General features: G+C 65.7%; 22 protein-coding genes and 1 pseudogene. 12 read left to right on the forward strand and 11 right to left on the reverse strand.

Features of this window, described 5'->3' with window-relative positions:
• Positions 1 to 108: 108 nt before the first annotated feature.
• The 4 genes from ACSQ9A_RS35980 to ACSQ9A_RS35995 are packed head-to-tail and all read left to right on the forward strand — an operon-like array spanning position 109 to position 4412.
• The gene (locus ACSQ9A_RS35980) at positions 109 to 1545 is read left to right on the forward strand and encodes an amidase (protein WP_436307503.1); all 1437 of its coding nucleotides are present in this window, start codon (positions 109 to 111) and stop codon (positions 1543 to 1545) included.
• Positions 1545 to 2549, forward strand: coding sequence for a tripartite tricarboxylate transporter substrate-binding protein (locus tag ACSQ9A_RS35985; protein ID WP_436307504.1), 1005 nt, complete (start codon positions 1545 to 1547; stop codon positions 2547 to 2549). Before ACSQ9A_RS35980 ends, ACSQ9A_RS35985 begins: the two co-directional genes overlap by 1 nt.
• 37 nt (positions 2550 to 2586) lie before the next feature.
• The gene (locus ACSQ9A_RS35990; RefSeq protein ID WP_436307505.1) at positions 2587 to 3618 is read left to right on the forward strand and encodes a Bug family tripartite tricarboxylate transporter substrate binding protein; all 1032 of its coding nucleotides are present in this window, start codon (positions 2587 to 2589) and stop codon (positions 3616 to 3618) included.
• Complete coding sequence (locus ACSQ9A_RS35995) at positions 3615 to 4412, forward strand: class II aldolase/adducin family protein (protein WP_436293046.1); 798 nt, start codon at positions 3615 to 3617, stop codon at positions 4410 to 4412. Before ACSQ9A_RS35990 ends, ACSQ9A_RS35995 begins: the two co-directional genes overlap by 4 nt.
• Before the next feature lie 30 nt (positions 4413 to 4442).
• On the opposite strand, the gene ACSQ9A_RS36000 is transcribed toward ACSQ9A_RS35995, so the two are convergent.
• From ACSQ9A_RS36000 to betC, 6 genes and pseudogenes are all read right to left on the reverse strand, one after another.
• A complete protein-coding gene (locus tag ACSQ9A_RS36000; protein ID WP_436307506.1) occupies positions 4443 to 5099 on the reverse strand; it encodes a GntR family transcriptional regulator in 657 nt (218 codons plus the stop codon).
• Between the two features lie 60 nt (positions 5100 to 5159).
• On the reverse strand, positions 5160 to 5897 hold the full coding sequence (locus tag ACSQ9A_RS36005) for a hypothetical protein (protein WP_436307507.1): 738 nt from the start codon (positions 5895 to 5897) through the stop codon (positions 5160 to 5162).
• A gap of 4 nt (positions 5898 to 5901) precedes the next feature.
• Complete coding sequence (locus ACSQ9A_RS36010) at positions 5902 to 6969, reverse strand: Bug family tripartite tricarboxylate transporter substrate binding protein (protein WP_436307508.1); 1068 nt, start codon at positions 6967 to 6969, stop codon at positions 5902 to 5904.
• Positions 6891 to 7796 (reverse strand): annotated as a pseudogene (gene mmsB / locus ACSQ9A_RS36015) (3-hydroxyisobutyrate dehydrogenase); the annotation flags it as partial. The gene ACSQ9A_RS36010 and the pseudogene mmsB, both read right to left, overlap by 79 nt.
• 21 nt (positions 7797 to 7817) lie before the next feature.
• The gene (locus ACSQ9A_RS36020) at positions 7818 to 9317 is read right to left on the reverse strand and encodes an aldehyde dehydrogenase family protein (protein WP_436307509.1); all 1500 of its coding nucleotides are present in this window, start codon (positions 9315 to 9317) and stop codon (positions 7818 to 7820) included.
• Between the two features lie 13 nt (positions 9318 to 9330).
• Positions 9331 to 10854 (reverse strand): choline-sulfatase, encoded by a 1524-nt coding sequence (betC, locus tag ACSQ9A_RS36025; RefSeq protein WP_436307510.1) that lies wholly within the window; start codon positions 10852 to 10854, stop codon positions 9331 to 9333.
• An 82-nt stretch (positions 10855 to 10936) separates the two neighbouring features.
• On the opposite strand from betC, the gene ACSQ9A_RS36030 reads away from it, so the two are divergent.
• From ACSQ9A_RS36030 to ACSQ9A_RS36040, 3 genes are all read left to right on the forward strand, one after another.
• Positions 10937 to 12160: a CaiB/BaiF CoA transferase family protein gene (locus tag ACSQ9A_RS36030; protein WP_436307511.1), complete on the forward strand. Its 1224-nt coding sequence runs from the start codon at positions 10937 to 10939 to the stop codon at positions 12158 to 12160.
• Complete coding sequence (locus ACSQ9A_RS36035; protein ID WP_093110635.1) at positions 12157 to 12891, forward strand: enoyl-CoA hydratase/isomerase family protein; 735 nt, start codon at positions 12157 to 12159, stop codon at positions 12889 to 12891. Before ACSQ9A_RS36030 ends, ACSQ9A_RS36035 begins: the two co-directional genes overlap by 4 nt.
• 1440 nt (positions 12892 to 14331) lie before the next feature.
• On the forward strand, positions 14332 to 14613 hold the full coding sequence (locus ACSQ9A_RS36040; protein ID WP_436307512.1) for an HU family DNA-binding protein: 282 nt from the start codon (positions 14332 to 14334) through the stop codon (positions 14611 to 14613).
• Between the two features lie 536 nt (positions 14614 to 15149).
• Here the strand turns inward: ACSQ9A_RS36040 and ACSQ9A_RS36045 are convergent.
• The gene (locus tag ACSQ9A_RS36045; RefSeq protein ID WP_436307768.1) at positions 15150 to 15533 is read right to left on the reverse strand and encodes a ketopantoate reductase family protein; all 384 of its coding nucleotides are present in this window, start codon (positions 15531 to 15533) and stop codon (positions 15150 to 15152) included.
• Positions 15534 to 15582: 49 nt separating this feature from the next.
• On the opposite strand from ACSQ9A_RS36045, the gene ACSQ9A_RS36050 reads away from it, so the two are divergent.
• Entirely contained in the window at positions 15583 to 16803 is a 1221-nt protein-coding gene (locus tag ACSQ9A_RS36050) for an NAD(P)-binding domain-containing protein (RefSeq protein ID WP_436307513.1), read from the forward strand.
• A 64-nt stretch (positions 16804 to 16867) separates the two neighbouring features.
• Here the strand turns inward: ACSQ9A_RS36050 and ACSQ9A_RS36055 are convergent, their stop codons facing one another.
• Positions 16868 to 17254 (reverse strand): cupin domain-containing protein, encoded by a 387-nt coding sequence (locus ACSQ9A_RS36055; RefSeq protein ID WP_436307514.1) that lies wholly within the window; start codon positions 17252 to 17254, stop codon positions 16868 to 16870.
• 1014 nt (positions 17255 to 18268) lie between these two features.
• Positions 18269 to 19345, reverse strand: coding sequence for a LysR family transcriptional regulator (locus ACSQ9A_RS36060; RefSeq protein WP_436307515.1), 1077 nt, complete (start codon positions 19343 to 19345; stop codon positions 18269 to 18271).
• Between ACSQ9A_RS36060 and ACSQ9A_RS36065 the strand changes: the two genes are divergently transcribed.
• From ACSQ9A_RS36065 to ACSQ9A_RS36075, 3 genes are read left to right on the forward strand one after another with little or no spacing between them, the layout of a single operon-like run.
• Positions 19309 to 20268: a Bug family tripartite tricarboxylate transporter substrate binding protein gene (locus ACSQ9A_RS36065; protein WP_436307516.1), complete on the forward strand. Its 960-nt coding sequence runs from the start codon at positions 19309 to 19311 to the stop codon at positions 20266 to 20268. The two genes, ACSQ9A_RS36060 and ACSQ9A_RS36065, sit on opposite strands and share 37 nt — an antisense overlap.
• A 17-nt stretch (positions 20269 to 20285) precedes the next feature.
• Positions 20286 to 21320 carry a zinc-dependent alcohol dehydrogenase gene (locus tag ACSQ9A_RS36070; protein ID WP_436307517.1) on the forward strand — a complete coding sequence of 345 codons (1035 nt, stop codon included), beginning with the start codon at positions 20286 to 20288 and terminating at the stop codon, positions 21318 to 21320.
• Positions 21321 to 21342: 22 nt separating this feature from the next.
• Positions 21343 to 21930 carry a hypothetical protein gene (locus ACSQ9A_RS36075; RefSeq protein ID WP_436307518.1) on the forward strand — a complete coding sequence of 196 codons (588 nt, stop codon included), beginning with the start codon at positions 21343 to 21345 and terminating at the stop codon, positions 21928 to 21930.
• On the opposite strand, the gene ACSQ9A_RS36080 is transcribed toward ACSQ9A_RS36075, so the two are convergent.
• Together ACSQ9A_RS36080 and ACSQ9A_RS36085 are read right to left on the reverse strand one after the other, a co-directional pair.
• Positions 21905 to 23218 carry an FAD-dependent oxidoreductase gene (locus tag ACSQ9A_RS36080; RefSeq protein WP_436307519.1) on the reverse strand — a complete coding sequence of 438 codons (1314 nt, stop codon included), beginning with the start codon at positions 23216 to 23218 and terminating at the stop codon, positions 21905 to 21907. The two genes, ACSQ9A_RS36075 and ACSQ9A_RS36080, sit on opposite strands and share 26 nt — an antisense overlap.
• Positions 23218 to 24216 (reverse strand): Bug family tripartite tricarboxylate transporter substrate binding protein, encoded by a 999-nt coding sequence (locus ACSQ9A_RS36085; protein ID WP_436307520.1) that lies wholly within the window; start codon positions 24214 to 24216, stop codon positions 23218 to 23220. The genes ACSQ9A_RS36080 and ACSQ9A_RS36085 overlap by 1 nt, the downstream gene beginning before the upstream one ends.
• A gap of 108 nt (positions 24217 to 24324) precedes the next feature.
• Here ACSQ9A_RS36085 and ACSQ9A_RS36090 point away from each other — a divergent pair, with 108 nt between their 5' ends.
• The gene (locus ACSQ9A_RS36090; protein WP_436307521.1) at positions 24325 to 25218 is read left to right on the forward strand and encodes a LysR family transcriptional regulator; all 894 of its coding nucleotides are present in this window, start codon (positions 24325 to 24327) and stop codon (positions 25216 to 25218) included.
• The last annotated feature ends 6 nt before the right edge of the window (positions 25219 to 25224 follow it).

Raw genomic sequence — 25224 nt, forward strand, 5'->3', positions numbered from 1 at the left:
CTTCTGATATGAGCGGATTGTGAACGAGTATTGGACCGTGCGGCAGCCGGATGGCACCCTTCGGCGCATGCCGGCTGGATGTGCCGGTGTCTGACAGAGGAAGGTTGGATGGCCGAAGAGTTTTGCTTTTGGACAGCAGTACGCCTGCGCGAAGCGATCGCGCACCGTGAAGTCTCTCCCGTCGAAGTGACCCGGGCCGTGCTGGATCGCGCGACACGGCTGCAGCCGAAGCTCAACTGCTTCATCACGTTGTGCCCCGACGAAGCCATGCGCGATGCGAAGGCTGCGGAGCAGGCAGTCATGCGGGGCGAGCCCACCGGACTGCTCCACGGCATTCCGTACGCCTGCAAGGACCTGGTCAATACGAAGGGCGTGAAGACCACCTTCGGTTCGCTGCTGTTCGCCGACAACGTCCCGACCGAGGACGCGGCAGCCATCTCCCGGCTGCGGCAGCACGGTGCCATCCTCGTCGGAAAGACGACCACGTCGGAGTTTGGCGCCAAATGCCTGACCGATGCACCCTTGTTCGGACGCACGCGCAACGCATGGCACCCCGAGCGCACGAGCGGCGGATCGAGCGGCGGCGCAGCGGTGGCGGTGGCGACTGGACTTGCCCCGATCGGGATCGCAACGGACGGTGGAGGCTCCACCCGGATTCCGGCAGCCTGCAACGGAGTCGTCGGCCTGAAGCAGTCGATCGGGCTGGTCCCGCATTCGCAGGCGGAGGACGCCATCGGCAATCTCACCTACGTCACACCGATCTCGCGTACGGTCGCCGACACCGCCCTCATGCTGCAGGCCATGGCGGGCGAGCATCCCTGCGACCCCTGGTCTGCCGGCGCCCGGGCGGAGGACTATCTCAAGGACATGCGCTCCGTGGCTGACTTGCGGGGCAAGCGCATCCTGTTCGCGGGAATGCCGCCCGGCAGGCCTATGGCGTCCGACGTTGCTTCCTGCTTTGGATCCGCACTGCAGCTCCTGGCGGAGTTGGGCGCGGAGTTGGTCGAGATGGGGCCGTCGACAGACTTCGACGTCGAGCCACTTTGGCGCACCATCAATCACACGGTCTGGAAAGCACGGTTCGGGAAGATGGCCGAGGAGCAGCCGGATCAGCTGACCCCCTCCCTCCTTCAGCAGCTCGCGCTCGCGAAGGACTACACCGCCGTCGACTACCAGAAGGCGAACTTCGCTCGCACTCGCCTCTTCCGGCATGTGCAGGACTTGCTGCGTGACAACGACTTCATCGTGGTTCCCACGCTGGCACGGACCGCCGTTCCGATCGACCAGGACCTGTTCGGCAAGCTCGAGATCGATGGACGGCTCTTCGACGAGGTGCGGTCCAACTGGTTCCCGTGGACCATGCCGTTCAACCTGACCGGCCACCCCGCCATCACGCTGCCCTGCGGCTTCGGCAGCGACGGACTACCGATCGGCCTGCAGTTGGTGGGGCGCCTGCGCCGGGAGTCGGATCTTCTTGCCGCTGCGGCGGTATTCGAGGCTGCCAGGAATATTGTGTCCCGCTGGCCGAACGAGGAGGTGTGGTGATGAACGTGATTCGGATTTTCCTTTCCGCCGCGTGGATCGCGGCGATCGCTGCCGTTGCAGCCGGCCCTGCACAGGCGCAAGCGCCTGCGCAGGCATCGGTCGGAGGCGCCCATCCGCTGCGTCTCGTCGTCGGATTTCCGCCCGGGGGTGCGCTCGACACGCTGGCGCGGGCGCTCGCCGAGCAGCTGCGCCTTGGCGGCGAGGAACAGGTCATCGTGGACAACCGGCCCGGCGCCGCCACGCGGATCTCCATCGACTACGTGAAGCGCGCCCCGCCCGATGGCAGGACCGTGCTGCTGTCTTCCAACGCGCCGCTGGTCATCTTTCCGATGACCTACAGGCAGCTTGCCTACGACGTCGATCGCGATTTCATCCCCGTGAGCCACCTCGCCGAGGTTCCCACGGTGATTTCCGCCGGTGCGGACCGGCCGTACAAGACATTGCAGGACTACCTGAGCTGGGTGCGCGCCAACCCTTCGCAGGGGAGCGTGGGGCTCACCAACCTCGGCGGGACACTGCACTTCGCCGTCCTCGGCATGGCCAAGACCGTGGGTGTTCCGCTGACGCCCGTGGCGTACAAGGGTGGCGCACCGCTCGTGGCGGACCTGATCGGCGGGCACGTTCCCTTGAGCGCGGACGCCCTGGCCAGCCAGCTGGAACTCCATCGCGCCGGCAAGGTGCGCATCCTGGCGGTCTCCGGCACGCGCCGCAACGCATCTCTGCCCGATGTCCCGACCGCGCGCGAGGCCGGCATCGATGCCTTCGACCACGCGAACGCCTCCTACAGCGCCTTCGTTCCTGCAGGCACGCCTGCGGAGGTCGTGCAGCGCCTGGAGCGGGCCTTCGTGGCCGCGATGCAGCAACCGCAGGTCCGCAGCGCGATGGCGCGCGCAGGTCTGGAGGCGACGGGCCTGCCTGGCGCCGCGGTGAAACGCACGCTGAGCGCGGAGCGCGACTTCTGGCGTCCCGTGGTGCAAACCTCGGGATTCCGCAGCGAGGAGTGATGGCGTCACGGGCGCCCTTCAACCGAAGGAGATCAAGATGCGCAGAGCGATCAGCAAGACTTCCGCATGCACGCGCCGCCGTGCAGGCGTACGCACTCTGGCCCTGTTCCTTGCTGCATGCGTGATGCCGCTGGGACCAGCGGCTGCCGCGGGCTATCCGGAGCGTCCGGTGACGATCGTCTCGGCGTTCCCCGCCGGCGGTATCGTGGATGTCATCGCACGCCGGCTCGCGCAGCATCTCTCCGAGCGCTTCAAGCAGAGCTTCATCGTCGACAACCGCGCGGGTGCCGCCGGCAGCATCGGCTATTCGGCCGTGGCGCGTGCGGCGCCCGATGGGTACACGCTGGTCGTGGCCAGCGGCCCGACGACCATGGCGCCGCCCGGCGCGGCAGCGCCCTCCTGGCAGCCGCAAACCGCGTTCAGCGCGATCGGGATGATCGGCACGATCCCCCAGGCGATCATCGTGAGCAACGGATTGCCGGTCCGCTCACTGCCTGATCTGGTCGAGTTCGCCAAGGCGCGGCCGGGCCAGGTCAACTACGGCTCTGCCGGCGGGGGCACGACACCCTTCTTCACGATGGAGTTGCTCATGAGCCAGCAGAAGATCGAACTCACGCACGTGGCCTATCGAGGCCAGCCGGAGGTCATGACGGACCTGGTGCGGGGCGAGATCGGTGTCACCGCGATGACCGTGCCCCTGGTCGTCCAGCAGGTTCGATCGGGCAAGATCAAGGCGATCGCCGTCACTTCGAGCACCCGGGTCCCGTCGCTGCCGGACGTGCCGACGGTCGTCGAACAGGGCATGCCCGACCTGGCCATCTCCAATTGGTTCGCCCTGATGGGGCCAGCCAGGATGCCGCCGGAGGTCGTGGCCACGCTGGCCCGTGCCCTGTCGGAGGCGCTCGCGGCTCCCGATGTCCGGGCCAGCCTCGGAGACCTGGGGCTGGTCATCCAGCCCGCACCGCCGGCCGAGACACAGGCTTTCGTGCAGGCGGATCTCGCCCGCTGGATCGCGATGTCCCGATCGCTCGGCACCGAACCCACCCACAGCAAGGAGACAACGAAATGAACAACGATATCGCGCAACTTTCTTCGCATGCCAAGCCTGAAGGCATGGATGCCGCCGAGTGGCAGTTGCGCTGCGACCTCGCCGCCTGCTACCAGCTGACGGATCTCCATGGCATGTCGGACCTGGCCTCGACCCACATCTCCGTGATGCTGCCGGGGCCCGAACATCACTTTCTCGTCAATCCGCTGGGCACCCTGTTCGACGAGATGACGGCATCGGCCCTGATCAAGGTCGACCTCGACGGCCGCGTGGTGCAGGGGGACCCGTCACTGCTCAACCCCGCCGGGTTCATCATCCACAGCGCCGTCCACATGGCGCAGACGGAGTTGGTGTGCGTCATGCACAGCCACACCCGTGCGAACAACGCGATCGCGATGCAGGCCATGGGTCTGCGGCCCCTGAGCCAGAAGGCCTGCGTCATGCTGGACTTTCTCGGCTACCACGACTACGAGGGCACGGCGCTCGACGAAGACGAGCGCGAGCGCCTCGTGCGTGACCTCGGCCCCGAAGGCCGTGTGCTGGTCCTGCGCAACCACGGCGCCCTGACGGTGGGCCGTAGCGTAGCAGAGGCCTTCTGCTGGATGCTGCGCCTGGAGACGGCATGCCAGTACCAGATCGATGGACAAGCCGGCGGAGTGCCGCTCCACGAGCTGTCCGACGCCACCATCCGGCACACCCGCGCCCAAGGCCGCAAGATGCTGGGGCCCGGCGGCTTCATGGAAGTCGGCAAGCTGGAGTGGCCGGGACTGCTGCGCAAGCTGGAGCGCGAGCGCGGGGCCTCCTACCGGACTTGAGCAAGGGCGCGCGACGCCGGCGCCGGGGCGCTACAGGATGGAGAAGGAAATCGACTTCGCCACCGCGTCGCGGATGTGCCGGATGCGCTCCCGGTTGAGTCGTTCGGCACCTTTGGCGTCGCCGCGCACGATCGCGTCCAGCAACTTCTCATGCTCCTCGATGGCAGCTTCCATGCGCCCCGGCAACAGCGCGGTGCGGCTGCCCGTCAGACGCAGGCGGTTTTCGATCGCCATGACATGCTCCGACAAGGTGGCACTGCCGCAGCATTCCACGAGCGCACGCCGGAACGCCAGCGCCTGATCGAGGTACGCGCCGACGTCGCTCTTCCTGGCGCTCGCGGCCAGCTGCTGCAGTGATTTCTTCAATCGTTGCAGGTGGAAGCTGTCCATGTTTTCCGTTGCAAGCCGGGCCACCAATCCTTCGAGGACTTCACGGATGTCCAGCAGCTCGATCACCTCTTCCGGGCTGAGCTGGGCGACCGTGACGCCCACGAAAGGCGTCCGGCTGACCAGCCGCTCCACTTCCAGCTGCCGGATCGCTTCCCGGACCGGCGTGCGGCTCACTTCGAGTTCGGCCGCGAGATCCTGTTCCGTGAGCTTCGATCCCGGCTTCAGCTCACCGCTCAGGATCGCCGAGCGAATCCGCTCGCAAACCTGTTCGGCCGAGAGCGGCTGGGGACTGCGCATTCGAAGTGTGGTGGACTTCCCTGATGTCATGCAATCTTTATACAGGAGACTCCGGGCGTTTCACCCGTTGGCATATTCGGGCGCGTTCGCGGGCATCTGCAGCACCAGCAGGTGCAGTGCGCTTTCTCCGGCCGTGCAGCCGGCCGCATCTTCACCCGACGACAGGTAGCGGCTTTCCCATGCCCGCAGTCGACCCTGCGGGGTTTCGAGCGCTCCGGCCAGGACGAGCTGGAACTGACCCGAGCCGCCAGGCTCGCCAGTCTCGACCTGCGCAAAAGGCGGGAGCTGCAGCGCGTAGGCTTCGAGATCGTCCTGCGGTGCGATCAGCTGTACCCGGCGTGCCGATGCCAGGCCGCGCAGCGCGTCCATCGACAGGGGTTCATGCACCGGCCCCTGTGCATGCCGTTTCGGTCCCCGTTGCAGCCTGTCTCGTGCCGCCGGCAGGAAATTCGCGCCGGTTTCGTAGACCGCACGGATCGTGAAATAGCTCAAACCCGCGGGTCCCGCCACCAGCGGCCCATAGCCCGTGAAAGCGCCGGCGTAGTGCACGGACCCAGGACCCACCGCGTGAGGGCCCAGCGTGCCGCAGCCGTCCTTGATGACCTGGAACTGGTTCTGCATGTGGAAGTGCGGCATCAGCACGGAGTCGGGCGGCTGTTCCACGAGGAATACAGTAGGCGACAGGCCGGGGCCTGGACCGCTTTGCATCCACTCGCTTCGATGAAAGCAGAAGCCGTTGTCGAGGACTCGGTGGTGCCGGGTCTCGCCCGCGAGTGCGGCGGATCCGAGTGCGATCATTGCATCACTCCAGCCTGGCCCCGGAGCCCTTGACGATCGCGGCCCAGCGGTCGACTTCGGCGCGCACGAAGCTCTTGAATTCCGCCGCAGCGACGGATCGGGGCCGGCCCCCCAGGGCGACGATTCGTTGCGAGAAGTCCGGCGAGCGCACGATCCTGGCGAGTTCCTCGCTGACCTTGTCGACGACCGCCTTCGGCGTGCCGGCGGGTGCCAGCAGGCCGACCCACGGTACGAGATCGAAGTTGGCCAGGCCGCTCTCCGCGACCGTCGGCACCGAGGGCAGCACGGAGATGCGTTCGAGCGAACTGACTGCGATCGCGCGCACCTTTCCCCCCGAGAGGAAGGGTTGGGCGGCGCCGTACGCGTCGAACGACACCTGAACCTGGCCGGAGGCAAGGTCGGTGAGCGACTTGGCTGCGCCTTGGTAGGGAACGTGCGTCATCTCGATGCCGGCCCGCCGCATGAGCTCCGACATGGCGAGGTGCGATACGGAGCCGTTGCCCGGCGATGAGTAATTCACCTTGCCCGGGTTCGCCTTCGCGTGCGCGATCAGGTCCTTCAGCGACTGGATCGGCAAGGTGCTGTTCACCATCAGCACGAGCGGAGCGTCATAGATCAGCCCGATCGGTTCGAAGTCCTTCAGGCTGTCGTACTGCACGTTCTTGTACAGGAATGGATTTCCGGCGATGGCCGCGGATGCCGACAGCGTCATGACGCTTCCATCGGCGGGCATGCGCGAGACGGCCGCGAGAGCGACACTGCCGGAAAGGCCGGGCATGTTTTCCACGATCAGGGTCCGGCCGATCGCCGGTCCCAGGCGCTCGGCGAGGACGCGGGCGACGACATCGACGGACTGGCCTGGCGGATAGCCGACGATCAGCTTGCCGGTGTCCTTTTGCGCGAAGGCGGTCGTGCCGGTGAGCAGCAGCGCGATGATCCCGCTGTTGAAGATGCGGCGGCTGTTTGTCATGCTCGTCTCCTTGTCCGGTTCGCTCAGTTGCGCGCGGGCTGTGCAGCGCCGAGCATCTGGATGATGGAAGAAAAGTCGAGTCGCCCCTTCCCTGCGGCGCAATGCATCGCATAGACAGAGGCGGCCGCCGCGCCGAGAAGGGCAGGGGAGTGGCTCGCGACCGCGGCCTGCTCGGCGAGTCGCAAGTCCTTCAGCATCAGTTCGGATGCGAAGCCACCCTCGTAGCCGCGATTGGCAGGCGCAGCCGGCACGAGGCCGGGCTCGGGTGCATAGCTCGTGAGCGCCCAGCACTGTCCCGACGAGGTCGAAGCGATCTCGAAGAACTTCTTCGGATCGAGGCCCAGGCGCTTGGCCAGGTGCAGTGCCTCGGACACTGCGAGCATGGAAATGCCTGCCAGCATGTTGTTGCAGATCTTCGCGGCCTGTCCTGCGCCAGCCGCACCGGCGTGGATGATGTTCTTGCCCATCACACGCAGGAGCTCGAGGGCGCGCGCGAAGGCGGTCTCCGTGCCGCCCACCATGAAGGTGAGCGTCCCCGCAGCAGCGCCGCCGACGCCACCGGAGACCGGCGCGTCGAGGGTGACGAGGCCTTTCTCGCCCAGGTTGGCGTGGAAGGCAGCGCAGGACTCGACATCGATCGTCGAGCAGTCGATGACGAGTGCGCCAGGTACGAACGGCAGCGCCTTGCCATCGAGCACTTCCAGCACGTGGCGCCCGCTGGGCAGCATCGTGATCACGACTTCGGCGCCGGCGACCGCTTCCTCGACCGATGCGCGCTGCTGCAGCCCTGCGTCGTGCGCCCGCTCCATGGAGCCCGCGTTCACGTCGAAGCAGCGCACCTCGTGCCCTGCTTCCTTCAAGCGGCACGCCATGGGAAAGCCCATGTTGCCCAGCCCGATGAATCCGATTGCAGCCATACTTGTCTCCTTTTTCGAAAACCAGGACCAGGCTCAGGTCATGTTGATGAGCACGGTCTTCTTGTGGGTGAAGTGGTCCAGCATGGCTTCCAGCGAAGCCTCGCGTCCCAGGCCGGATTGCTTGACGCCGCCGTAGGACAGGCCAGGCTGGACGACGATGTTCTGGTTCACCTGCACGAACCCGGCTTGCAAGCGCCGGGTGGCATCCATGGCCGTTTTCAGGTCCCGGGTCCAGATGGTCGCTGCCAGGCCGTAGTCGCTGTCGTTCGCCAGGGTCACGGCCTCTTCGTAGCTGGAGAAGCGGATCACGCAGGTCACCGGCCCGAAGATCTCCTCGCGTGCGAGGCGGGAGGCGTTGTCGAGCCCGGTGAAGATGACCGGCCTCACGAACAGGCCCCCTCGAAGTGCGTCGTCGGTGGGCAGTTGGGCACATTCATGAGCCTTGGCCCCGGCTTCCGAGCGGCCGCTTTCGATGTACCCCAGGACCTTGTCGAGCTGGGAGCGCGAGATGATCGTGCCGATGTCCGTCGCCTCATCCAGCGGGTCGCCCATCTTCATCGCATCGACGCGCGCCTTGAGCATGGCGACGAACTCGTCGTGGATCTTCTCGTGCACGAGGATGCGGCTGGCCGCGGTGCAGCTCTGCCCCTGGCGGGTGAAGCGCATGCCGCTGACCGCTCCAGCGACTGCCTTGGGGAGGTCCGCGTCGTCCATCACGATCATCGGGCTCTTGCCGCCCAGTTCGAGGGTGACGGGAATCAGCTTCTCTCCGGCGGTGCGCGCGACGATGCGGCCGGTCTCGACGGAGCCGGTGAAGGTCACCTTCCCGACCTCCGGATGCGCGACCAGGGGCGCGCCGCAATCGGGGCCGAAGCCGGAGACGATGTTCAGGACACCCGGAGGAAGGTTCTGGTTGAGGATCTGGCACACCCGCAGGACCGCCAGCGGGGCCTCCTCGGCAGATTTCACGACGACCGTGTTGCCCGCCACCAGCGCCGGCGCGATCTTCAGCGCCATCAGCATCATGGGTGCGTTCCACGGGATGATGACTCCCACCACGCCGATCGGCTCGCGCTGGGTGAAGGTCAGCATGTCAGGGCTGAACGGGACGGTCTCGCCCTTGAGCTCCGAGCCGAGGCCGCCGTAGAACTGCAGCGCATCGGCGACGACCGAGGCCTCCACGCGGCTCTCGGTGCGCAAGGCCTTGCCGGTTTCGAGTGCGACCAGACGCCCCAGTTCTTCCACGTGCTCGGCGAGCAGGCGAGAGCACTCGGCCAGGAGGGTGCCGCGCTTGCGCGCGGCCATGGCCGCCCACGCAGGCTGGGCCCGGGCCGCGGCGGCCACGGCCTGCTCGACGTCGCTCGCGTCACTATGGGCGGCGTGGCCGATCTCGCGTCCGGTGGCGGGGTTGATGACCGGGAACGTGCGCCCCGATCGTGCGCCGACCAGTTCTCCGCCGATCAGGTTGTAGCCACTGATGGCGCGAGCGAGCCGGTGCGGATCCGTATCCGCCGTCAAGTTGTGTGGGGCCATGCTGCGTCTCCTTTCAGTTCGTCGTGCCGGCCAGCGGCGGCCAACGCTTCTTGACCTTGATCACCCGGGCGCTGCCGCGGCGCACGAAGCGGCGCGTGTCGTCGGTGCTGGCCTGGTAGTCCCAGACCGGCTGCTTCGCGTCGGGCAGCGAGTTGATGAACTTGCGCCTCGCCTGGCTGGCGAGCACCTGCCGCGTGATCGCCTCGGGATCCCAATGGGAGAGCACGCGCTCCTTGAGTTCGGCGAGGACCTGCGGCTGCTGCTGCGCGATGTCGACGAGTTCGTTCGGATCGGCCTCCATGTCGAACAGCAGGTCGGGATGGCCGTGCGTATAGACGTACTTGTACTTGCCGCGCCGCAGCATGCAGCAGGGACCGGTCACCCCTTCGGCCGTGTATTCGACGAAGGCTTCCGCGTCGCCGCTGCGATCGCCCGTGGCGATCAACGGCAGCAGGCTGTGGCCGTCGATCGGTTCGACCCAGGTCGCAGAGGTCCCCTCGGTGGCGTACTGCACAAGCGTCGGGAGCAGGTCCACGTGCGAGACCGGGTCCGCGATCCGGCGCGGCTTGCGTGCCCGGGGATCGAATACGAGCAGGGGCACCTTGGCCGACCAGTCGAAGAACACGCGCTTGAACCACATGCCGCGTTCGCCCAGCATGTCCCCATGGTCCGAGGTGAACACCACGATCGTGTTGTCCTCGAAGCCCGCGCGCTTCAGCGTTTCCAGCAGGCGCCCGACCTTGTCGTCGATGTAGCTGACCATCGCGTAGTAGGCGTGCCGCGCGCGCCTGACTTGCTCGTCGGTCGCTCCTTCCTTGTCGAGCCCGTGGGAATACTGCACCCACTGGCTCAGCTTGTCGCGCTCGTGCATCGGCATGTCGCCGACATTGGGCAGGTTGATCTCTTCCGGCTTGTACCGATCGAGGTATTCCGGCGGGACGTGGTACGGCGGGTGGGGATGCGTGAACGAGACGCACATGAAGAAGGGCTGCTCGTCATCGCGTGCGAGGTCGTACAGGCGCTGGATCGACTTGGCCTCCACTTCCTCGTCGTAGTCGAGTTGCAGGCTGCGAAAGCACGGTCCGGCTTCGTCCACCGTGCTCAGGTTGTGGCCCGGCGAGTAGAAGCTGAACTCGCCCTCGGCCCAGTCGGCCGCCCAGCCGAAGTCCGCGGGATAGATGTCGGTGGTGAGCCGCTCATCGAAGCCGTGCTTCTGGTCGGGCCCCACGAAGTGCATCTTGCCGCTGAGGATGGTCTTGTAGCCCTGCTGGGCCAGGTAGTAGGGCAGCGTCGGCGTGTCCGCCTGGAATTCGCAGGCGTTGTCGAAGGCGCCGATACGCGTCGCGAACTGGCCCGCGAGGAGCGAGAAGCGCGCCGGCGCGCAGAGCGGGAAATTGCAATAGGCGTTGTCGAAGACGGCAGACCGCTTGGCGAGCGCCTGCAGGTGCGGCGCCTTCACGACATGGTTGCCGTGGAAGGGCAGGGCGGGAGCCGACAGTTGGTCCGCCATGATGAAGAGGATGTTGGGTTTGCGCATGGGGCTCCTTAATTGCACAACGGTTGCATTACGGTTGTATGCAATATAGACTGGCTTCCGCGATGTGACAAGTGGAGAAAACGTGACCGACCCAATTTCCCTGCCCCTGTCCGGCGTGCGCGTCCTGGATCTCACCCGCGCGCTGGCCGGGCCTTTCTGCACGATGATCCTTGGCGACCTCGGCGCCGATGTGATCAAGGTCGAGCCAGCCGGCGGCGACATGATCCGCGAGTGGGGGCCATTCGACCGCGGCACCAGTGCGTACTACCTGAGCGGAAACCGCAACAAGCGCGGCATCGCCGTCAACTTCCGCGACCCTGCGGCGCTGGACCTGTTGCGAGAGCTGGCGGGAAGCTGCGATGTCGTCGTGGAGAACTTCCGGGCTGGCGCCATGGAAGCGATGGGCCTCGCCTACGAAACGCTGGCGGCCGCGAATCCGCGCCTGATCTACGCGAGCGTGACCGGCTTCGGCCGCACGGGACCGGCCAGCGGCCGTCCGGGCTTCGACCAGATCGCCCAGGGCTATTCAGGCCTGATGAGCGTCACCGGCAGCGCCGAGTCCGGTCCGGTGCGGGTGGGGGTGGCCATTGGCGACCAGACCGCCGGCATGTGGTGCGCGATCGGCGTGCTCGCCGCCATCGCGGAACGGCACACGACCGGTCGCGGCCGGCGCGTGGAAACTTCGCTGCTTGCCGGCCTGGTCGGGCTGCTGAGCGTCCAGGCGCAGCGCTACCTGAGCCTCGGCGAGGTGCCGGCGCTCGCCGGGAACACGCACCCAGTCATCGCCCCGTATGGTGTCTTCGAAACAGGCGACGGCCCCTTGAACATCGCGCCGGCGACAGCGGAGATGTGGAAGCGGCTTTGCGACGTGCTCGAACTGCAGCAACTGGTCGACGATCCTCGCTACGCAACCAACGCCGCGCGGATGGAGCGCCGCGTCGAACTCAAGGCCATCATCGAGGCGAAGTTGAAGGAGCGCAGCCGCCGGGAATGGAGCGAGCGGCTCCTCGCGGCGGACATCCCGGCCGGGCCCATCAACAACCTGGCCGACGTCTTCGGTGATGAGCAGGTGGTCCATTCGCGGCTCGTGGAGGAGATGCAGCACACGCAGCTCGGCACGATCCGGCAGGTGGGCAGCCCGGTCACGTTCGACGGCCGCCTGGGCGGATCGATCCGCCGCGCACCGCCCGTCCTGGGGGAACATACGTTCGAGGTGCTTCGCGAACACGGATATGCGCAACGTGACCTGGAAGCGCTCGCTCGCAAAGGCGTCGTCGTGCAGCATGCGCAGGGAGCGAGCGCATGAACATCGGCTCGGCACCCACGCTGGAGATCGTGGACTCGGTGGCGACCATCACGCTGCGCCGTCCCGCGCAGCACAACCGCATCGATCCGGACGACCCCGCGGTCCTCCTGCGCCATCTCGATGAAATCCGGGCCAATCCCTCCGTGCGGCTGCTTGTTCTCACCGGCGAAGGCGAGAAGACGTTCTGTTCGGGATACACGCTCGGGCAGATCGGCGCGCGCCTGGATCGATCCTTCGAGGACATGCTCGATGCGCTGGAGTCACTGGAGATTCCTACGCTGTGTGCGCTCAACGGCAGCGCCTATGGCGGGGGCACCGACCTGGCGCTCGCGTGCGACTTCCGCATCGGTGTTCGCGGTTGCAGGCTGTTCATGCCCGCCGCGAGGTTCGGATTGCACTACTACCCTGGCGGGCTGCGACGCTTCGCCGCGCGGCTTGGCTGCTCAGCCGCCAAGAAGATCTTCCTCACCGGGATGACCATGGAGAGCGAGGAGCTGCTTCGAACCGGGTTCCTGACGGAGTTGGTGGAGCGTAGTGAGCTTCAGTCGCGCGTCGACATCTACCAGGACCACATCGCGCGCTGCGATGCGCAGGCGGTCCGCTCGATGAAGCACCACATCAACGCCATTTGCGCGGGCGAATGGGACGAGGTGTCAGGCCGGACTGCTTACGAAGCGTCCCTGAGGTCGGAGGAAGCCGGCAGACGGCTGGCGGAGCTGGCGGGGAGGTAATTGCCGGGCGCCGACGAGCGCAGCCAGAAGGGAAGAAGTTTCATCAGCGGCGGCAGCTACGCACTTTCGAATCAGACCGTTCGACGGACTTCCAACTGCATGCTCTCCGAAGATTCCGAAGAACCTGCTTTGGGCGGTCCGCCCCGGAGGTCCGGTCCCGGCCGTATTCTTCCGTCGCACTGCGGCCGGAGAACTGGCAAGCCCGCTACGGTCGCTCGCATTGCAACCTATGGTCTCCCATCCACGCCCTGATGCGCGCAAGCCGCTCTTGCGTGGAGAGGTCGCCGTCAAGATTGAGCACCGGACAGCGACGAGCAGACAGCCAAGCCTGCTGCTTCGCGAGGCTTCGTCCTTCTGACGGCCCTTCATCGTACTGTGCTGCCCACTCAAGGAATGCCGGATTCGCCTTTCCGAAGCGCTGAAGCTCGCGGGCTCGCGAAGGCGCTCCAAGCGAAGCGCGGTATCGACGTAGAGAAAGACGACGAAGTCGAAGACATCCTCTATCCCAACACCCCACGCGGTGACCGAGCCCGAGCGCACAGCGATATCGCTGCGGCTGAACTCGGTTAGGAGTAAAGAGCGCCGCTCCTCGACCGGACGCCGGGCTTGAAATGGCGGGTCGGAGGGAGCCCAGAAGAAGTCGTCGGCGTCCAGAAAGGCACCTCCAAGCTCGCCGGCCAGAGCTTTCCCCAGTGTGGACGTACCCGACCCAGACGCGCCGGTGACATGGATGAGCATTCTTCGTGGGTCACTATCCGACGCCTGGACTCTACGGTGGTTCAATCGTGGCGGTGCAGCACAGAACGTCGGCTTCTTCTGGCAGGTGATGGCTGTTGGCCGATTGTTGCCGGACCAGAGGTCAGTGCACAACGCTAAGCGCTGCGCGGCGCCTGAATGATGCGGACCTCGCCCGCCCCACTCGGGGTCAGCACCGAACCATCACCAGCTTTTGCGATTTCTTGTCCCATACGGCCCGCGGCAGGTGAGTTGCCGCTCGCATCTTGCTGTGGAAAAGATAGCAGGCGTCGCACCAACATGGCGTGCTGCACTGCACTGGCCCAGCGCATACAAAAGTGCTTCTACCAATGAGGAAAGGGCATTGTGCACTGCACCAAAACACGAATGTCAAGGCCTTGTTTTCCCCTTGACCGGTGCACGACTCTGTGGATAACCCAGTGAGCATCTCGTCGGAGCCGCATTCTGCTTGGCTTTCATTGCGGTGCTCATCGAACGAGCAACCCCATTCGCAATTCAAGTTTTGTGTAGGATCCGAAGTCCCTCTTGCGGAACGGCAGGCAACAGTTTTCACGGAGGGCCTCCCCGCCAACTGAGCAGCGTGGGCACGCCGTCACTGCCTGCCTTCAGGATACGCGTGAGCTCGTGTGGGTCGAGCTCCGATGAAGCTACCCTGCTCATCACGTTTTCAAAAGGAACCTCAGTTTGAACAAGACCGAACTCATCGCCGCAATCGCCGCGGACACAAGCCTCAGCAAGGCCGATGCTGGCCGCGTACTCGACTCGACACTTGAAAACCTGACGCGGGCCCTGGCGCGCGGGGAACCCGTGCAGCTGATCGGGTTTGGCAATTTCACCGTGGCGAGCCGTGCCGAGCGCACCGGCCGCAATCCATCGACCGGCGAGCAAATGACGATCAAGGCGAGCAAGGCGCCGAAATTCACGGCAGGCAAAGCATTGAAGGACGCTGTCAACGCGTCAGCGTAGTCGCTGCCAGCTCGAACGCCGGGCGCGACGAATGCGAGGCCCAGCAATGTAGACCGAGGAGGCTCGCGCCATCAAGGGCGACAGTCGTCCAAATGCGGACGTTCCCCCCAGCTCGCCGATCGTCGCCTTCGTATTTGCGAATGATCTCCTCGATGGTTCCCTCGGCCTCATCGCCCGGCAGCATGGCGGTCAGGGTGGCGAGAGAGCGAGACGTGCTTCTCCCACCAGAGCCGCGCCGCGTTCGGTGTCTTCGAGATGACCGAGCTTGATCCGAAGACGATCTACGGGAAGCGGCAACACGCCCGGGCGGCCGTCAGTGGCGACCATATGAGGGGTCGGAGCAAGGCAGGGGGAAGGACAGGCAGAATGCGGCCGACAGCCGGAAACGGCCATGAACGGTTCCTTGGGTCGCGCCAATCGTGCGGCGGGTCAAGACCGACTCCGGTCGTTCAACGGCGCGAACCGAGCTGGCGGTTTCGGCCCTAAAGCGGCCTTAGTGCAGTTCGATCCAGGCGCCCGAATTCCGACGCTCAACGTCAGGGATCACCGGTCCACGGGCGCGGGCGATGTCCTCGCTGGCGGATCCGGTGCGCCGATCTGCCGGGCGTCACTTTGTGGGCTGTTCCGTCAGCGTGCAGCGCGAGGATGTCGGCGATCGCGCGATTCAGGGGCGTCGGCATGCCTTTGCGCTGACCAAGCTCCACAACGCCCCCGGAGAGCCAGCAGACCTCCAAGGGATTGCCTCGCTCGAGATCGTGATGCATCGAGGAGGTCATGTCATAGGCCACGTCGTCCGCAAGCTGGAGGCGCACCTCAGCGTAGTTCTCGGGCAAATCCACGCCGTGGGCCCTGCCGACCGCAACGACCTCGCGCCGTCCAGCCCCTCTTGGTTCACCAGCGCGCTCCTGCGCAAGCGCGATTGCCGCCGCACCGCGATCGCGCTATACCGGTCGGCAAAGGAGCGCGGCGATGGAAAAGGTGTACACCGCAATCATCGGGGGCGGGCAGGCCGGCTTAGCGATGAGCCGTCACCTGAGCTGCCTCGGCCGCGAGCACGTCGTGTTCGAGCGAGGGCGTATCGCCGAACGCTGGCGTTCCCAACGCTGGGATTCTTTGATGTTCCAGTTCCCAAACTGGACGATTGCGCTGCCCGGCCTGTCGTACGCGACGGACGAACCCGAGGGCTTCGCGCACAAGGACGAGGTAGTGCTTTTCATCGAGTCGTATTGCTCTTTCGTTGCCGCGCCCGTCCGACTGGGCGTTGAGGTCTCCGCGTTGCGGGCGCATTCCTCAGGCTTCGAACTGGACACGTCGGAGGGGCCGCTCCTGGCGACCAACGTCGTCGTGGCCACCGGACCGTACCAGCTCTCGCGGCTGCCTCATATCCATCGCGACTTGCCGGCGCGCTTGCTGCAACTGCATGCCTCCGAGTACCGCAGCCCCACCGCCTTGCCCGAAGGCGCCGTGTTGGTCGTCGGTTCCGGGGCATCGGGCTGCCAGATCGCCGACGAGCTGATGGAAAGCGGGCGGCGGGTCTTCCTGTCGGTCGGACATCATCGGCGTGTCCCGCGCCGCTATCGCGGCCGCGACGTGTTTTGGTGGCGACGCGAGCTCGGTGAATGGGACCAGACGGTCGACACGACGCCGCCTGAACGCCGCCGCACCACCCCGCTCTTGACGGGCGTGCGCGGCGGCTACGACGTCGACCTGCGACAGTCCGCAGCACGAGGCGTGTGCCTGCTCGGCCGGATCGCGGGAGTTGCGGGCGGGCGAATCGCCTTCGCGCCTGACCTCGAATGCCGCCTCCAGGAAGCGGACGCAGCCTACGGGGAATTCATCGCCGCGTGCGACGCGCTGGCCCGCGAGCGCGACGGGCTGGTGCCACGCGAGCCCGCGGGCGAGCGTGCGGTGCGCGCGCTGACGGGTCGCGAGGACTTGGACATCGAGGCGGACGGGATCGCCGCGGTGATCTGGGCCACGGGCTACGAACTCGATTTCGGCTGGATCGAGTTCCCCATCTTCGACGCCGGCGGCCGGCCGCTGCAGTATCGCGGGGCCACCTCCGTGCCGGGCTTGTACTTCGTGGGCCTGCACTTCATGCACAAGCTCAAGTCCTCGCTGGTATCCGGCGTCGGGGAGGACGCCGCGCACATCGCTGGCCTGATCGCCGGCAGGGCACTTTTCGCATAGTGGGCCGGCTTTCGCCGCCGGTCGGATCGCGTCCGCTTCGAACGCGTCGTGGCCGCCGCAATTGCTATGCGAACGCATCGCGCGACCAGCGGATGTTCTTCTTCGTTCGATCAAAGAATGGAGCGAAAACCGACAGAAGTGCAACACGTCCATTGTCGACAACGGGGCCATGCACCGTATCGCGAGGGATGAACATGAGGTCCCCGGCCGTGACTCTTCTGATCTCGTCGCCTACCCGGAACGCGCACTCGCCTTCCAGGACAAGCACGAGCTCGTCGTGGTCCGGCTGGATATGGATGACGTCCTTGCTTTCTTCGAGAACGTTGACGTTGCATGAGAGATGCTCACCGTCACACAAGAACGTTCGCTTGATGGGATCGGCAGCGGTTGCCGGGTCCGTCGCGATATCACGAATGGCATCCCCAAGTCGAAAGAAGTAGGGCGAGTCCATGGGTTCCTCCGTTGGCCGATGTTTCCGAGCCGGACTCAGCGTACACCTGTGGCGGCGCCGATGAAACCCGATCCCCATCTTCACTGTGACGTGCGAGCGTCTCCGAAGCGGACCCTGTTCAACAATCGCTCCTGGCCGGGATGGTGAGCTTGAGGCGCAGCGGCGAACGGCAGCTTCGCACTACATACCTGCCGTAGGTCGATCGGTGGCGACGGACGGCATCGGGCCCGAAGCGGCTGTTCGCCCTTGCTCCATTGCGGACCTACGGGTCGCGCACAAAATAAACGATCCCCGGGCAGCAAGTGACTCGGAGATCGTTGGCGTTTAGGGCTTCAGCGTCAACACTTTAAGCCAACCCCAAGCCCACCGAGGCGGGTTTGTCATATCTGAGCTTGCTTGTGCAGCGGATCGTCAAATTTTCGGCCGAACTGTGCAGTAGTTCCGATCCGGAGGGCTGCCGCGTAGCTTCCTGTGCGCGGGGGCGTTGAACGGCGCCGCCAAAGCGCCCATGATGAAATCTCTCAGTGGGAACCCTTCTCCAAGGTCGACCGCCGACCTCTTGCCCTGACCGGAAACGGCCGGGGCTTTTTCGTTGCCACCGTCAAAATCGAGGTCATGAGTGGATCGAGAGCGGACGAGGTGCGGACGTGCGATTGCAGTTGGAGCGAGACGACTCTACCTGCGCCAAGGAGACAGGGCTCATCTCAATGAGGGGGAGCCTCTTCCTGTTCGACGGGGGGGGCGTTCCGCAGCTCCGCCATGTCGCACCGTCGTTGCAGGCCGAGGAGTGAGGTCTGCGCTTCTTGCCGGAAGCGAGGCAGCGTTTGCTTGATTCATCCAGTGACGGGACGCGGCTGCGGATTCAACCGTTCGATGCAACACACTAAAAACTGCGTAGGCAGAAGGAGTGTTGCAGATGAAGCAAAGGCCTCGGATCTACTACACGGACAGCCAGAAGCAGCGTGGGCGCGTCCGGGCGACAAGCAGTCTCAAGCGTCGGTCTGCTCGGCCATTTCAACAGCCCAGCATTTCTGCCATGCGGCGTTGAAGGTCAGCAAAGTTCGCGCGCACTGCATCTGCCAACGTAGGCAACAGAGGATTCGGATCCGCCTTTCGCCTCAGCAAAACAAGCACCTCGCTGGCGGCCGGTCCCCGCAGGCTGCAAAACCTCGTGCCCACCACTCCAAGCAACGCGCACGAAGACGGCACCAATGCCACGCCGAGCCCGGCACCGACCAGGTCGAGCACGCCGTGCACCGTGCTCGCTTCGTAGCGGATGCGCGGGCTGAAGCCGGCCTTTGCGCAGAGGTAGATCGACTGGTCGAAGTACGCTGGTCCTCGGTGCCGGGTGAAGGCGACGAAATCGTGGTCCGCGAAGCTGCGCAGTTCGACCGGGTTGCCGGCACGGCGTGCTTGCTGCGGCGTCAGCGCAAGGCAAAAGGGATCGGCCATCTGCGCCGCGACCGTCAGCCGCGGATGGTGCGGCTTGCTGCGTGCGATCCCGGCATCGAGATGACCCGCGGCCACCGCCTCCGCCTGCTCGCTGCTGATCATCTCGCGCAGTTCGATATGCAGCGCCGGATGCTCCTTCTTGAGATGCCGGACGAGCTTCGGCAGCACCGTGCTGCTGGCCGAGGGCACGAAGCCAAGAGCCAAGTGGCCGCTGCTGGCGCTTCCCGTCACAGACTCCTTCATGCGCGCCGCACGGTCGAGCAGATACCGCGCTTCCGGCAGCAAGGACTCGCCTGCTGTCGTCAGGCGTACGCCTTTGGGGTGGCGCACAAAGAGCGCAGTGCCCATTTCTTCTTCGAGCTGCCGGATCTGCACGGACAGCGGTGGCTGTGCGATGAACAACTTTTCCGCGGCCCGGCTCAGGTTGCCTGTTTCGGCCACGGCCACGAAGTAGCGCAGGTGCCTCAGTTCCATGGTCATGAAAACTCCATATCCAGGAGATATCAAATCCATAGCGTATCGGTGTTTGGCGTATCGAACGTCAGCGACCAGAATTCGTCCATTCCAGGCGCAAGAGCGCCGCCCACTGAACGGAGACACACATGAAGAAAGCTCTCGCCCTGCTCGCGGGTTGCGCATTTGGCCTGGCCGCGTCGGCCCAGAGCTGGCCCACCAAGCCGGTCAAGCTGGTCGTGCCGGCGCCAGCCGGCAGCTCGCTCGACTTCATCGCCCGCACGCTGGGCGACAAGCTGCGCGAGCGCTGGAAGCAGCCGGTCGTGGTCGACAACAAGGCTGGTGCAGGCGGCATGCTGGGCATGACCGCCGTTGCCAAGGCTCCGGCCGACGGCTACATCCTGGGCGTCGGCTTCAACGGTCCGATCGCATTCGGGCCGCACATGTACAAGAAGATGGCTTACGACCCTGCCAAGGAGCTGCTGCCGATCGTGCTCACCTCGTCGCAACCCAACGTGCTGGCGGTTGCGGCCAGCAACCCCGCCAGGACCTTGCCCGAATTCGTCGCCTGGGCAAAGAAGCAGGGCGGGAAGATCAACTACGCCTCGGTCGGCGCCGGCAGTTCTTCGCACCTGACCATGGAGCTGTTCAAGAGTGCGGCGGGTTTCGAAGCCACGCATGTGCCGTTCGCCGGCTCGCCACCGGCCGGTATTTCGGTAGCGTCCGAAGAGACACAGGCTCTGTTCACCGTGGCTCCTGCGCTGCTGCCGCTGATCCAGGGCGGGCGCATTCGCCTGCTGGCAGCCACCAGCCTCCAGCGCACCGAGACCATGAAGGACCTGCCGACGGTCGCCGAGGCGGGCTATCCCGGCTTCGAAGCCTTGGCGTGGAACGGCCTGTTCAGCGCCGCCGGCATGCCGCCGGAACTGGTGCGCCGCATCAATGCCGACGTCAACGAGGTGATGAAGGACAAGGACGTGCGCGACGCCTTCGCAAAGCAGGGTTTGATCCTCGGCGGAGGCTCGCCCGACGAGTTCAAGACCTTCATCGCGGCCGAAAGCCTCAAATGGGGCGCCATCATCAAGAAGGTCGGCATCAGCATCGACTGACACCGGAATCAAGCACCATGCAAGCTTTGCGCAAGACACGCCCGGAAGCGGGCCTCGAACTGGTGGACATACCGGCTCCCGTGCTGGAAGCCGATTCCAGCGATGTGCTCGTGAAAGTCAGGGCCACCGGCATCTGCGGCAGCGACCTGCACGTAGACGACTGGACGCCCAGCTATGCCTTCATCACCCAGAGCATTCCTGTCACGATCGGGCACGAGTTCGTCGGGGTTGCGCAGACCGGCTCCTTGGCCGGCCAGCGCGTGGTCGTTCGTCCCTCCGTGACTTGTGGCGTCTGCACCGCTTGCGCCACGGGCAACCACGATGGCTGCGAGAAGCGCCGCGGCATCGGAATGACGCGCGATGGCGCCTTCGCGCCCTGGGTCCGGGTCCCGTTGCGCAACTGCGTGCCCGTGCCCGACAGCCTGAGCGACGAGCTCGCAGCGCTCACGGAGCCGCTCACCATATCGATGCAGGCGCTTCGCATCGCAGGAGACGTAGCCGGCAAGCGCGTGCTGGTGATGGGCCCGGGCACCATCGGCCAGGGGATCGCTGCGCTGGCACGCCGTGCCGGTGCCACGCAGGTAGTGGTCAGCGGCTTCGACGACGCAGCCCGATTCGACGCACTGCGCCGAATGGGCTTCGATGCCTTGGTCGATGTGGCAACTCAGCCGCTGGCCGAAGGCGCCCGGCCGCACACGGGCGGCGAGCTCTTTGATGTCATATTCGAAGCGACGGGGGTGCCCGAAACCATCACGGAAGGCCTGGCGCTGTTGCGGCGCAATGGAATCGTGGTCGTCACCGGCATCCATGCCCGCCCGCTTTTGCTCGACCTGACACCGATGGTGCGCAACCAGCAACAAATGCGTGGCTCGTTTCGTCCGCCCGAATCCGATTGGCCTCTGGCCCTCGAACTGATGGGCGAGATGGATGCTGTCATGCGCCCGATGGTCAGTCATGTCTTGCCGTTGTCGCAAGCCCGCGAGGGGTTTGCGCTGGCGCACGCGAAGGCGGCGAGCAAGGTGCTCCTGAAGCCGCAAGCACGCGATGAATGACGATATAGCCGGCACGGGCGCCGTGTTGGCACTATGGAACGACGTCACGCCCGACGTGGATGCCGAGTACAACACGTGGCATGCAAGCGAGCACGTGCCCGAGCGGTTGACGGTCCCAGGCATGCTGTGGGGCCGGCGCTATCGACGCTTGTGCAACAGCGCTGCGCCACGCTACCTCACGATCTATGGCATGCGCGAAGCGCAGGTCTTGGAAAGCGACGCCTATCGCCTTCTGCTGAGCCGGCCTACACCGATGAGCGCGCGCATGCGCCCGCATCTGTGCAACCTGTCGCGTTGGGTGTGCGATGTTCGCGAGGCGCTTGGATGCTTCGCATCAACCAACCTGGCCGTGTGGACGTTCGATGCGGAAGATGCGGCTCGCCTGCGCGCAGATGAACACGCATCCCGCACCCACGACTTGCTGCTCGCCCAGCGATCGCCCGACGCAGCGCCGCTGCCCTGGCTGACGGGCGGACAGGCGCAAGCGATCGAGGGAAGCTGGCTGTTGGCCATGGGAATGCCCGAGCGGGCGATGGCTTCACCGCAGGCAATCCCGGGCGCAATTTTGTACAGCGCCCTTCCGGTCAAGCCAGCTTTGCCCCGTCTCTGAGCAGTCGTTCGCGCAGTGCCGGCATCGACACGGCACGGACCTTCCCTTGCTGCTTCGACTGCGCCGCCATCGCAGCCGCCACGCCGGCTGCCTGGCCTACGGCCATCGAGATGGTCATCACACGGATCGCCGCGTGCGCGCTGTGCGTCGCCGAGACGCCGCGCCCGACCACCAGCGCGTTGTCGAAGCCGACCGGAATCAGGCTGCGGTACGGGATTTGGTACGCGTGGTCGTCACCGAGGCCTTCGTAGCGCAGTTCGCCGCCGGCGGCCGGATGGATGTCGATCGGATACGCGCCGGCGGCAATCGCATCGGGAAACTGTTCCGGACGCAGCAATTCCTCGCTGGTCAAGACGTGGTCGCCGACGATGCGCCGTGTTTCGCGAACACCGACCTGGGTGCCGAACGCACGCAACTGGCCTCCCTCGCAACCCGGGACGCATTGCCGCAGGTACTGGGCTGCGTTCCAAGCCTGCCGTCGGCCTTCGATCTCGGCGGCACCTAGCGCCATCGCGTCCGTGGCGTCGATGCCGAGGCGGCTGATATTGAACCAGCCGTCGTTGCTGAACGGATCACGGCTGGAATGCAAAGCGGCTCGCGCCAGCCGACCGTCGTCGTAGCCACGGCGCGCCAGGGTGGCGACTTCAGCCTTCGGCAGCGCGTCGAATCGCGCAAAGTCGATCGGTCCGAAGCGAAACATCATCGTGGCCGGCTGCAACGCCTCGCCTTCGTCGAGTTGGAGGAAGGTGGCGCCAGCGCGTTTGAGCGCATCAATATCGCCGGAAGCGTCGATCAGCACTTGCGCACGCAGCTCGACCACGCCACTCTTGGTCAGCGCGTGCACGCAGTCGATGCGCCGACCGGTCACGCCGACGTCGAGCACGCTGGCGTGCAGCAGCGGGCGCACGCCAGCCTCCTGGACCATATCGTCCAGTACCAGCTTGAGCACTTCGGGCGCGTATTCGACACGGTCCATCTTGTGGCCCGTCGACATCACGAACGTCGCGTGCTCGCCGGCGCCGCCGTACCGCCCAAGCCGCGTCACCACTTCGTCGGCCAAGCCCGCGACCACCCGGCGGCCGTTGGCGGTTTGCCAGCTGTTGAATTGCGCGACGGCGCCGGCCGTGGCATTGCCGCCGAGAAAGCCGTAGCGTTCCACCAGCACCACCGAAGCGCCGGCGCGTGCGGCCGCGACCGCCGCCATCGCTCCCGCAACGCCACCACCGCAGACAACCACATCGGCGTTCATCGTGGAGGCGATGCGATAGCCGAAGGCTTCGCTGCTCATCACGAGTCCGCCTTGATGCCGCGCGCCTTGATCACCTGCTGCCAGCGAGCACCCTCGGCTTTCAGGTACTGCGCTGTGGCATCGCGACCGCTGACGACGGGCTCGACGCTCAACGCGGCGAAACGCGTCTTCACGGTATCGGTCGCCAACGCCTGAGTCAGCAGGGTCTCGAGACGGGCAAGGCCCTCCTTGGGAATCGTGCCTTTCGGCGCGACCAGCGCGGCCCAGCCTTGCACCTCGAGGCTGGGCTGGCCCAGCGATCGCAGTGTCGGCACGCCCGAGAGTTCGGCCACCGGCGCAGGCGAAGACACAGCCAAGGCGCGCAGCCGGCCCGCGCGGATGTGCGCGATCACGCTCGGCAGGTTGAGAAAGCCGCACGACACCAGCCCGCCGATCAGGTCGGGCAGGAGTGCGCTTTCACCTTTGTAGGGAACACTGGTGATCGCGGTTTGCGTCTGGACCGCGAACAACTCAGCCGTCAAGTGCGCCAGCGTGCCGTTGCCGCTGTTGCCGGCGGTCACCGTGCCCGGCCGTGCCTTCGCCTCGGCGACCAGATCAGCAAAGCTGGTGATCTTCGACGACGCAGGCACGACCAATACGAGCGGCTGCGCCGACACCATGCCGATCGCGTCGAAATCGCGGGCCACGTCGTAGGTGATCGAGGGATTCAGCACCGGGTTGATCACCATGCTGTTGCTTCCCATGAGGAGCGTGTGGCCGTCCTTGCTCTGCGCAGCGGCCATCACGCCGATAGCGCTGCCGGCACCCGGCCGGTTCTCCACGATGACGCTTTGCCCGAGCTTCGGCGCCAGCACCTCCGCCAGCACGCGCGCCGAACTGTCGGCGCCACCGCCCGGCGCAAATGGAACGATGATGCGCACCGTCTTGCTCGGCCATGCGTCCGCGGCCCAGCCAGTTCCGTTGTGCGCGGCGGTCAGGGCGAGCGCGATGGTGGAAAGCATCGTGCGCCGGTTCATTGTCCGGAGGGTGTCGTTCATTTCGAATGTCTCCAATGTCATGGCTTCGATCGATCATAGAAAGCGCCACATCGAGAAGCCAATACCAAGATATGGACCTCCCATAACATCGGGTTATCCGGAGGCCACATGAACTTGAGACAGATCGAAGTGTTTCGCGCCGTGATGCTGGCCGGCTCCGTCACAGACGCCGCGCGCTTGCTCCACGTCTCGCAGCCCGGCATCAGCCGGATGCTGGCGCACATCGAGCTGCAACTGGGCCTGCGGCTGTTCGAGCGCACGAAGGGCCGGCTGCTGCCGACACCGGAAGCGCAGGCCCTCTACGCGGAAGTGTCCGAGGTGTATGGCGGCATCCGGCGGGTGACTGAACGCGCCGAGGAGCTCAAGTCGGGTGCGCGACTGTCGCTGCGCGTGCTCGCCAGTCCGAGCACCGCGCTGGTCGCCGTGCCACGCGCCGTGGCATCGCTGGCGAAAGAATTTCCGGCGGCCAGGATCTACCTCGAGACGCTGCCGACCCGCGAGATGTTGAGCCGCCTGACCAGCCGCGAAGCGGACGTCGCGATCTCGACCATCCCGACCGACAACGCGCTGCTGACATCGAAACCGGTAGGACAGTGGCGCCTCGTCTGCGTGTTCCCCAGGGGCCATGCGCTGTCGTCGAAACGCTTGCTGCGTCCCAGCGACGTGCTGAACGAGCGTCTGATCTCGTTCAGCCGAGACACGCCGCAGGGCCGCATCATTGCCGACTGGTGCGCCAGCAGCAAGGTGGAGGCAGCGTCATCGGTCGAGGTGCGCTCCGGGCAGATGGCCTGCGCGCTGGCGGCCTGCGGCGCCGGCGTCGCGATCGTGGACGACCTGACGGCGCGCGCCTGCCGCAGCGACGAACTGGACTTCCGGCCCATCGTCGGTAGTCCGTCGCTGGGCATCTTCGCGCTCACGCACGAGGGCTTCGCGCCTTCGATGCTCGGCAAGCGGATGGTCGAACTGGCTGCTGCCTCGTTGAAGCAGGTCGGCCGCGACTGAAGACAG

Source organism: Variovorax sp. LjRoot290 (assembly GCF_964253985.1).
In the GTDB taxonomy this organism is placed as follows: domain Bacteria; phylum Pseudomonadota; class Gammaproteobacteria; order Burkholderiales; family Burkholderiaceae_C; genus Variovorax.

What these genes read in the sequence shown, in the direction of transcription:
- ACSQ9A_RS35980 (WP_436307503.1), top strand. Translation starts at nt 109, where the DNA reads ATGGCCGAAGAGTTTTGCTTTTGGACAGCAGTACGCCTGCGCGAAGCG.
- ACSQ9A_RS35985 (WP_436307504.1), top strand. Translation starts at nt 1,545, where the DNA reads ATGAACGTGATTCGGATTTTCCTTTCCGCCGCGTGGATCGCGGCGATC.
- ACSQ9A_RS35990 (WP_436307505.1), top strand. Translation starts at nt 2,587, where the DNA reads ATGCGCAGAGCGATCAGCAAGACTTCCGCATGCACGCGCCGCCGTGCA.
- ACSQ9A_RS35995 (WP_436293046.1), top strand. Translation starts at nt 3,615, where the DNA reads ATGAACAACGATATCGCGCAACTTTCTTCGCATGCCAAGCCTGAAGGC.
- ACSQ9A_RS36000 (WP_436307506.1), bottom strand. Translation starts at nt 5,099, where the DNA reads ATGCGCAGTCCCCAGCCGCTCTCGGCCGAACAGGTTTGCGAGCGGATT.
- ACSQ9A_RS36005 (WP_436307507.1), bottom strand. Translation starts at nt 5,897, where the DNA reads ATGATCGCACTCGGATCCGCCGCACTCGCGGGCGAGACCCGGCACCAC.
- ACSQ9A_RS36020 (WP_436307509.1), bottom strand. Translation starts at nt 9,317, where the DNA reads ATGGCCCCACACAACTTGACGGCGGATACGGATCCGCACCGGCTCGCT.
- betC (WP_436307510.1), bottom strand. Translation starts at nt 10,854, where the DNA reads ATGCGCAAACCCAACATCCTCTTCATCATGGCGGACCAACTGTCGGCT.
- ACSQ9A_RS36035 (WP_093110635.1), top strand. Translation starts at nt 12,157, where the DNA reads ATGAACATCGGCTCGGCACCCACGCTGGAGATCGTGGACTCGGTGGCG.
- ACSQ9A_RS36050 (WP_436307513.1), top strand. Translation starts at nt 15,583, where the DNA reads ATGGAAAAGGTGTACACCGCAATCATCGGGGGCGGGCAGGCCGGCTTA.
- ACSQ9A_RS36055 (WP_436307514.1), bottom strand. Translation starts at nt 17,254, where the DNA reads ATGGACTCGCCCTACTTCTTTCGACTTGGGGATGCCATTCGTGATATC.
- ACSQ9A_RS36065 (WP_436307516.1), top strand. Translation starts at nt 19,309, where the DNA reads ATGAAGAAAGCTCTCGCCCTGCTCGCGGGTTGCGCATTTGGCCTGGCC.
- ACSQ9A_RS36060 (WP_436307515.1), bottom strand. Translation starts at nt 19,345, where the DNA reads ATGCGCAACCCGCGAGCAGGGCGAGAGCTTTCTTCATGTGTGTCTCCG.
- ACSQ9A_RS36070 (WP_436307517.1), top strand. Translation starts at nt 20,286, where the DNA reads ATGCAAGCTTTGCGCAAGACACGCCCGGAAGCGGGCCTCGAACTGGTG.
- ACSQ9A_RS36080 (WP_436307519.1), bottom strand. Translation starts at nt 23,218, where the DNA reads ATGAGCAGCGAAGCCTTCGGCTATCGCATCGCCTCCACGATGAACGCC.
- ACSQ9A_RS36085 (WP_436307520.1), bottom strand. Translation starts at nt 24,216, where the DNA reads ATGAACGACACCCTCCGGACAATGAACCGGCGCACGATGCTTTCCACC.
- ACSQ9A_RS36090 (WP_436307521.1), top strand. Translation starts at nt 24,325, where the DNA reads ATGAACTTGAGACAGATCGAAGTGTTTCGCGCCGTGATGCTGGCCGGC.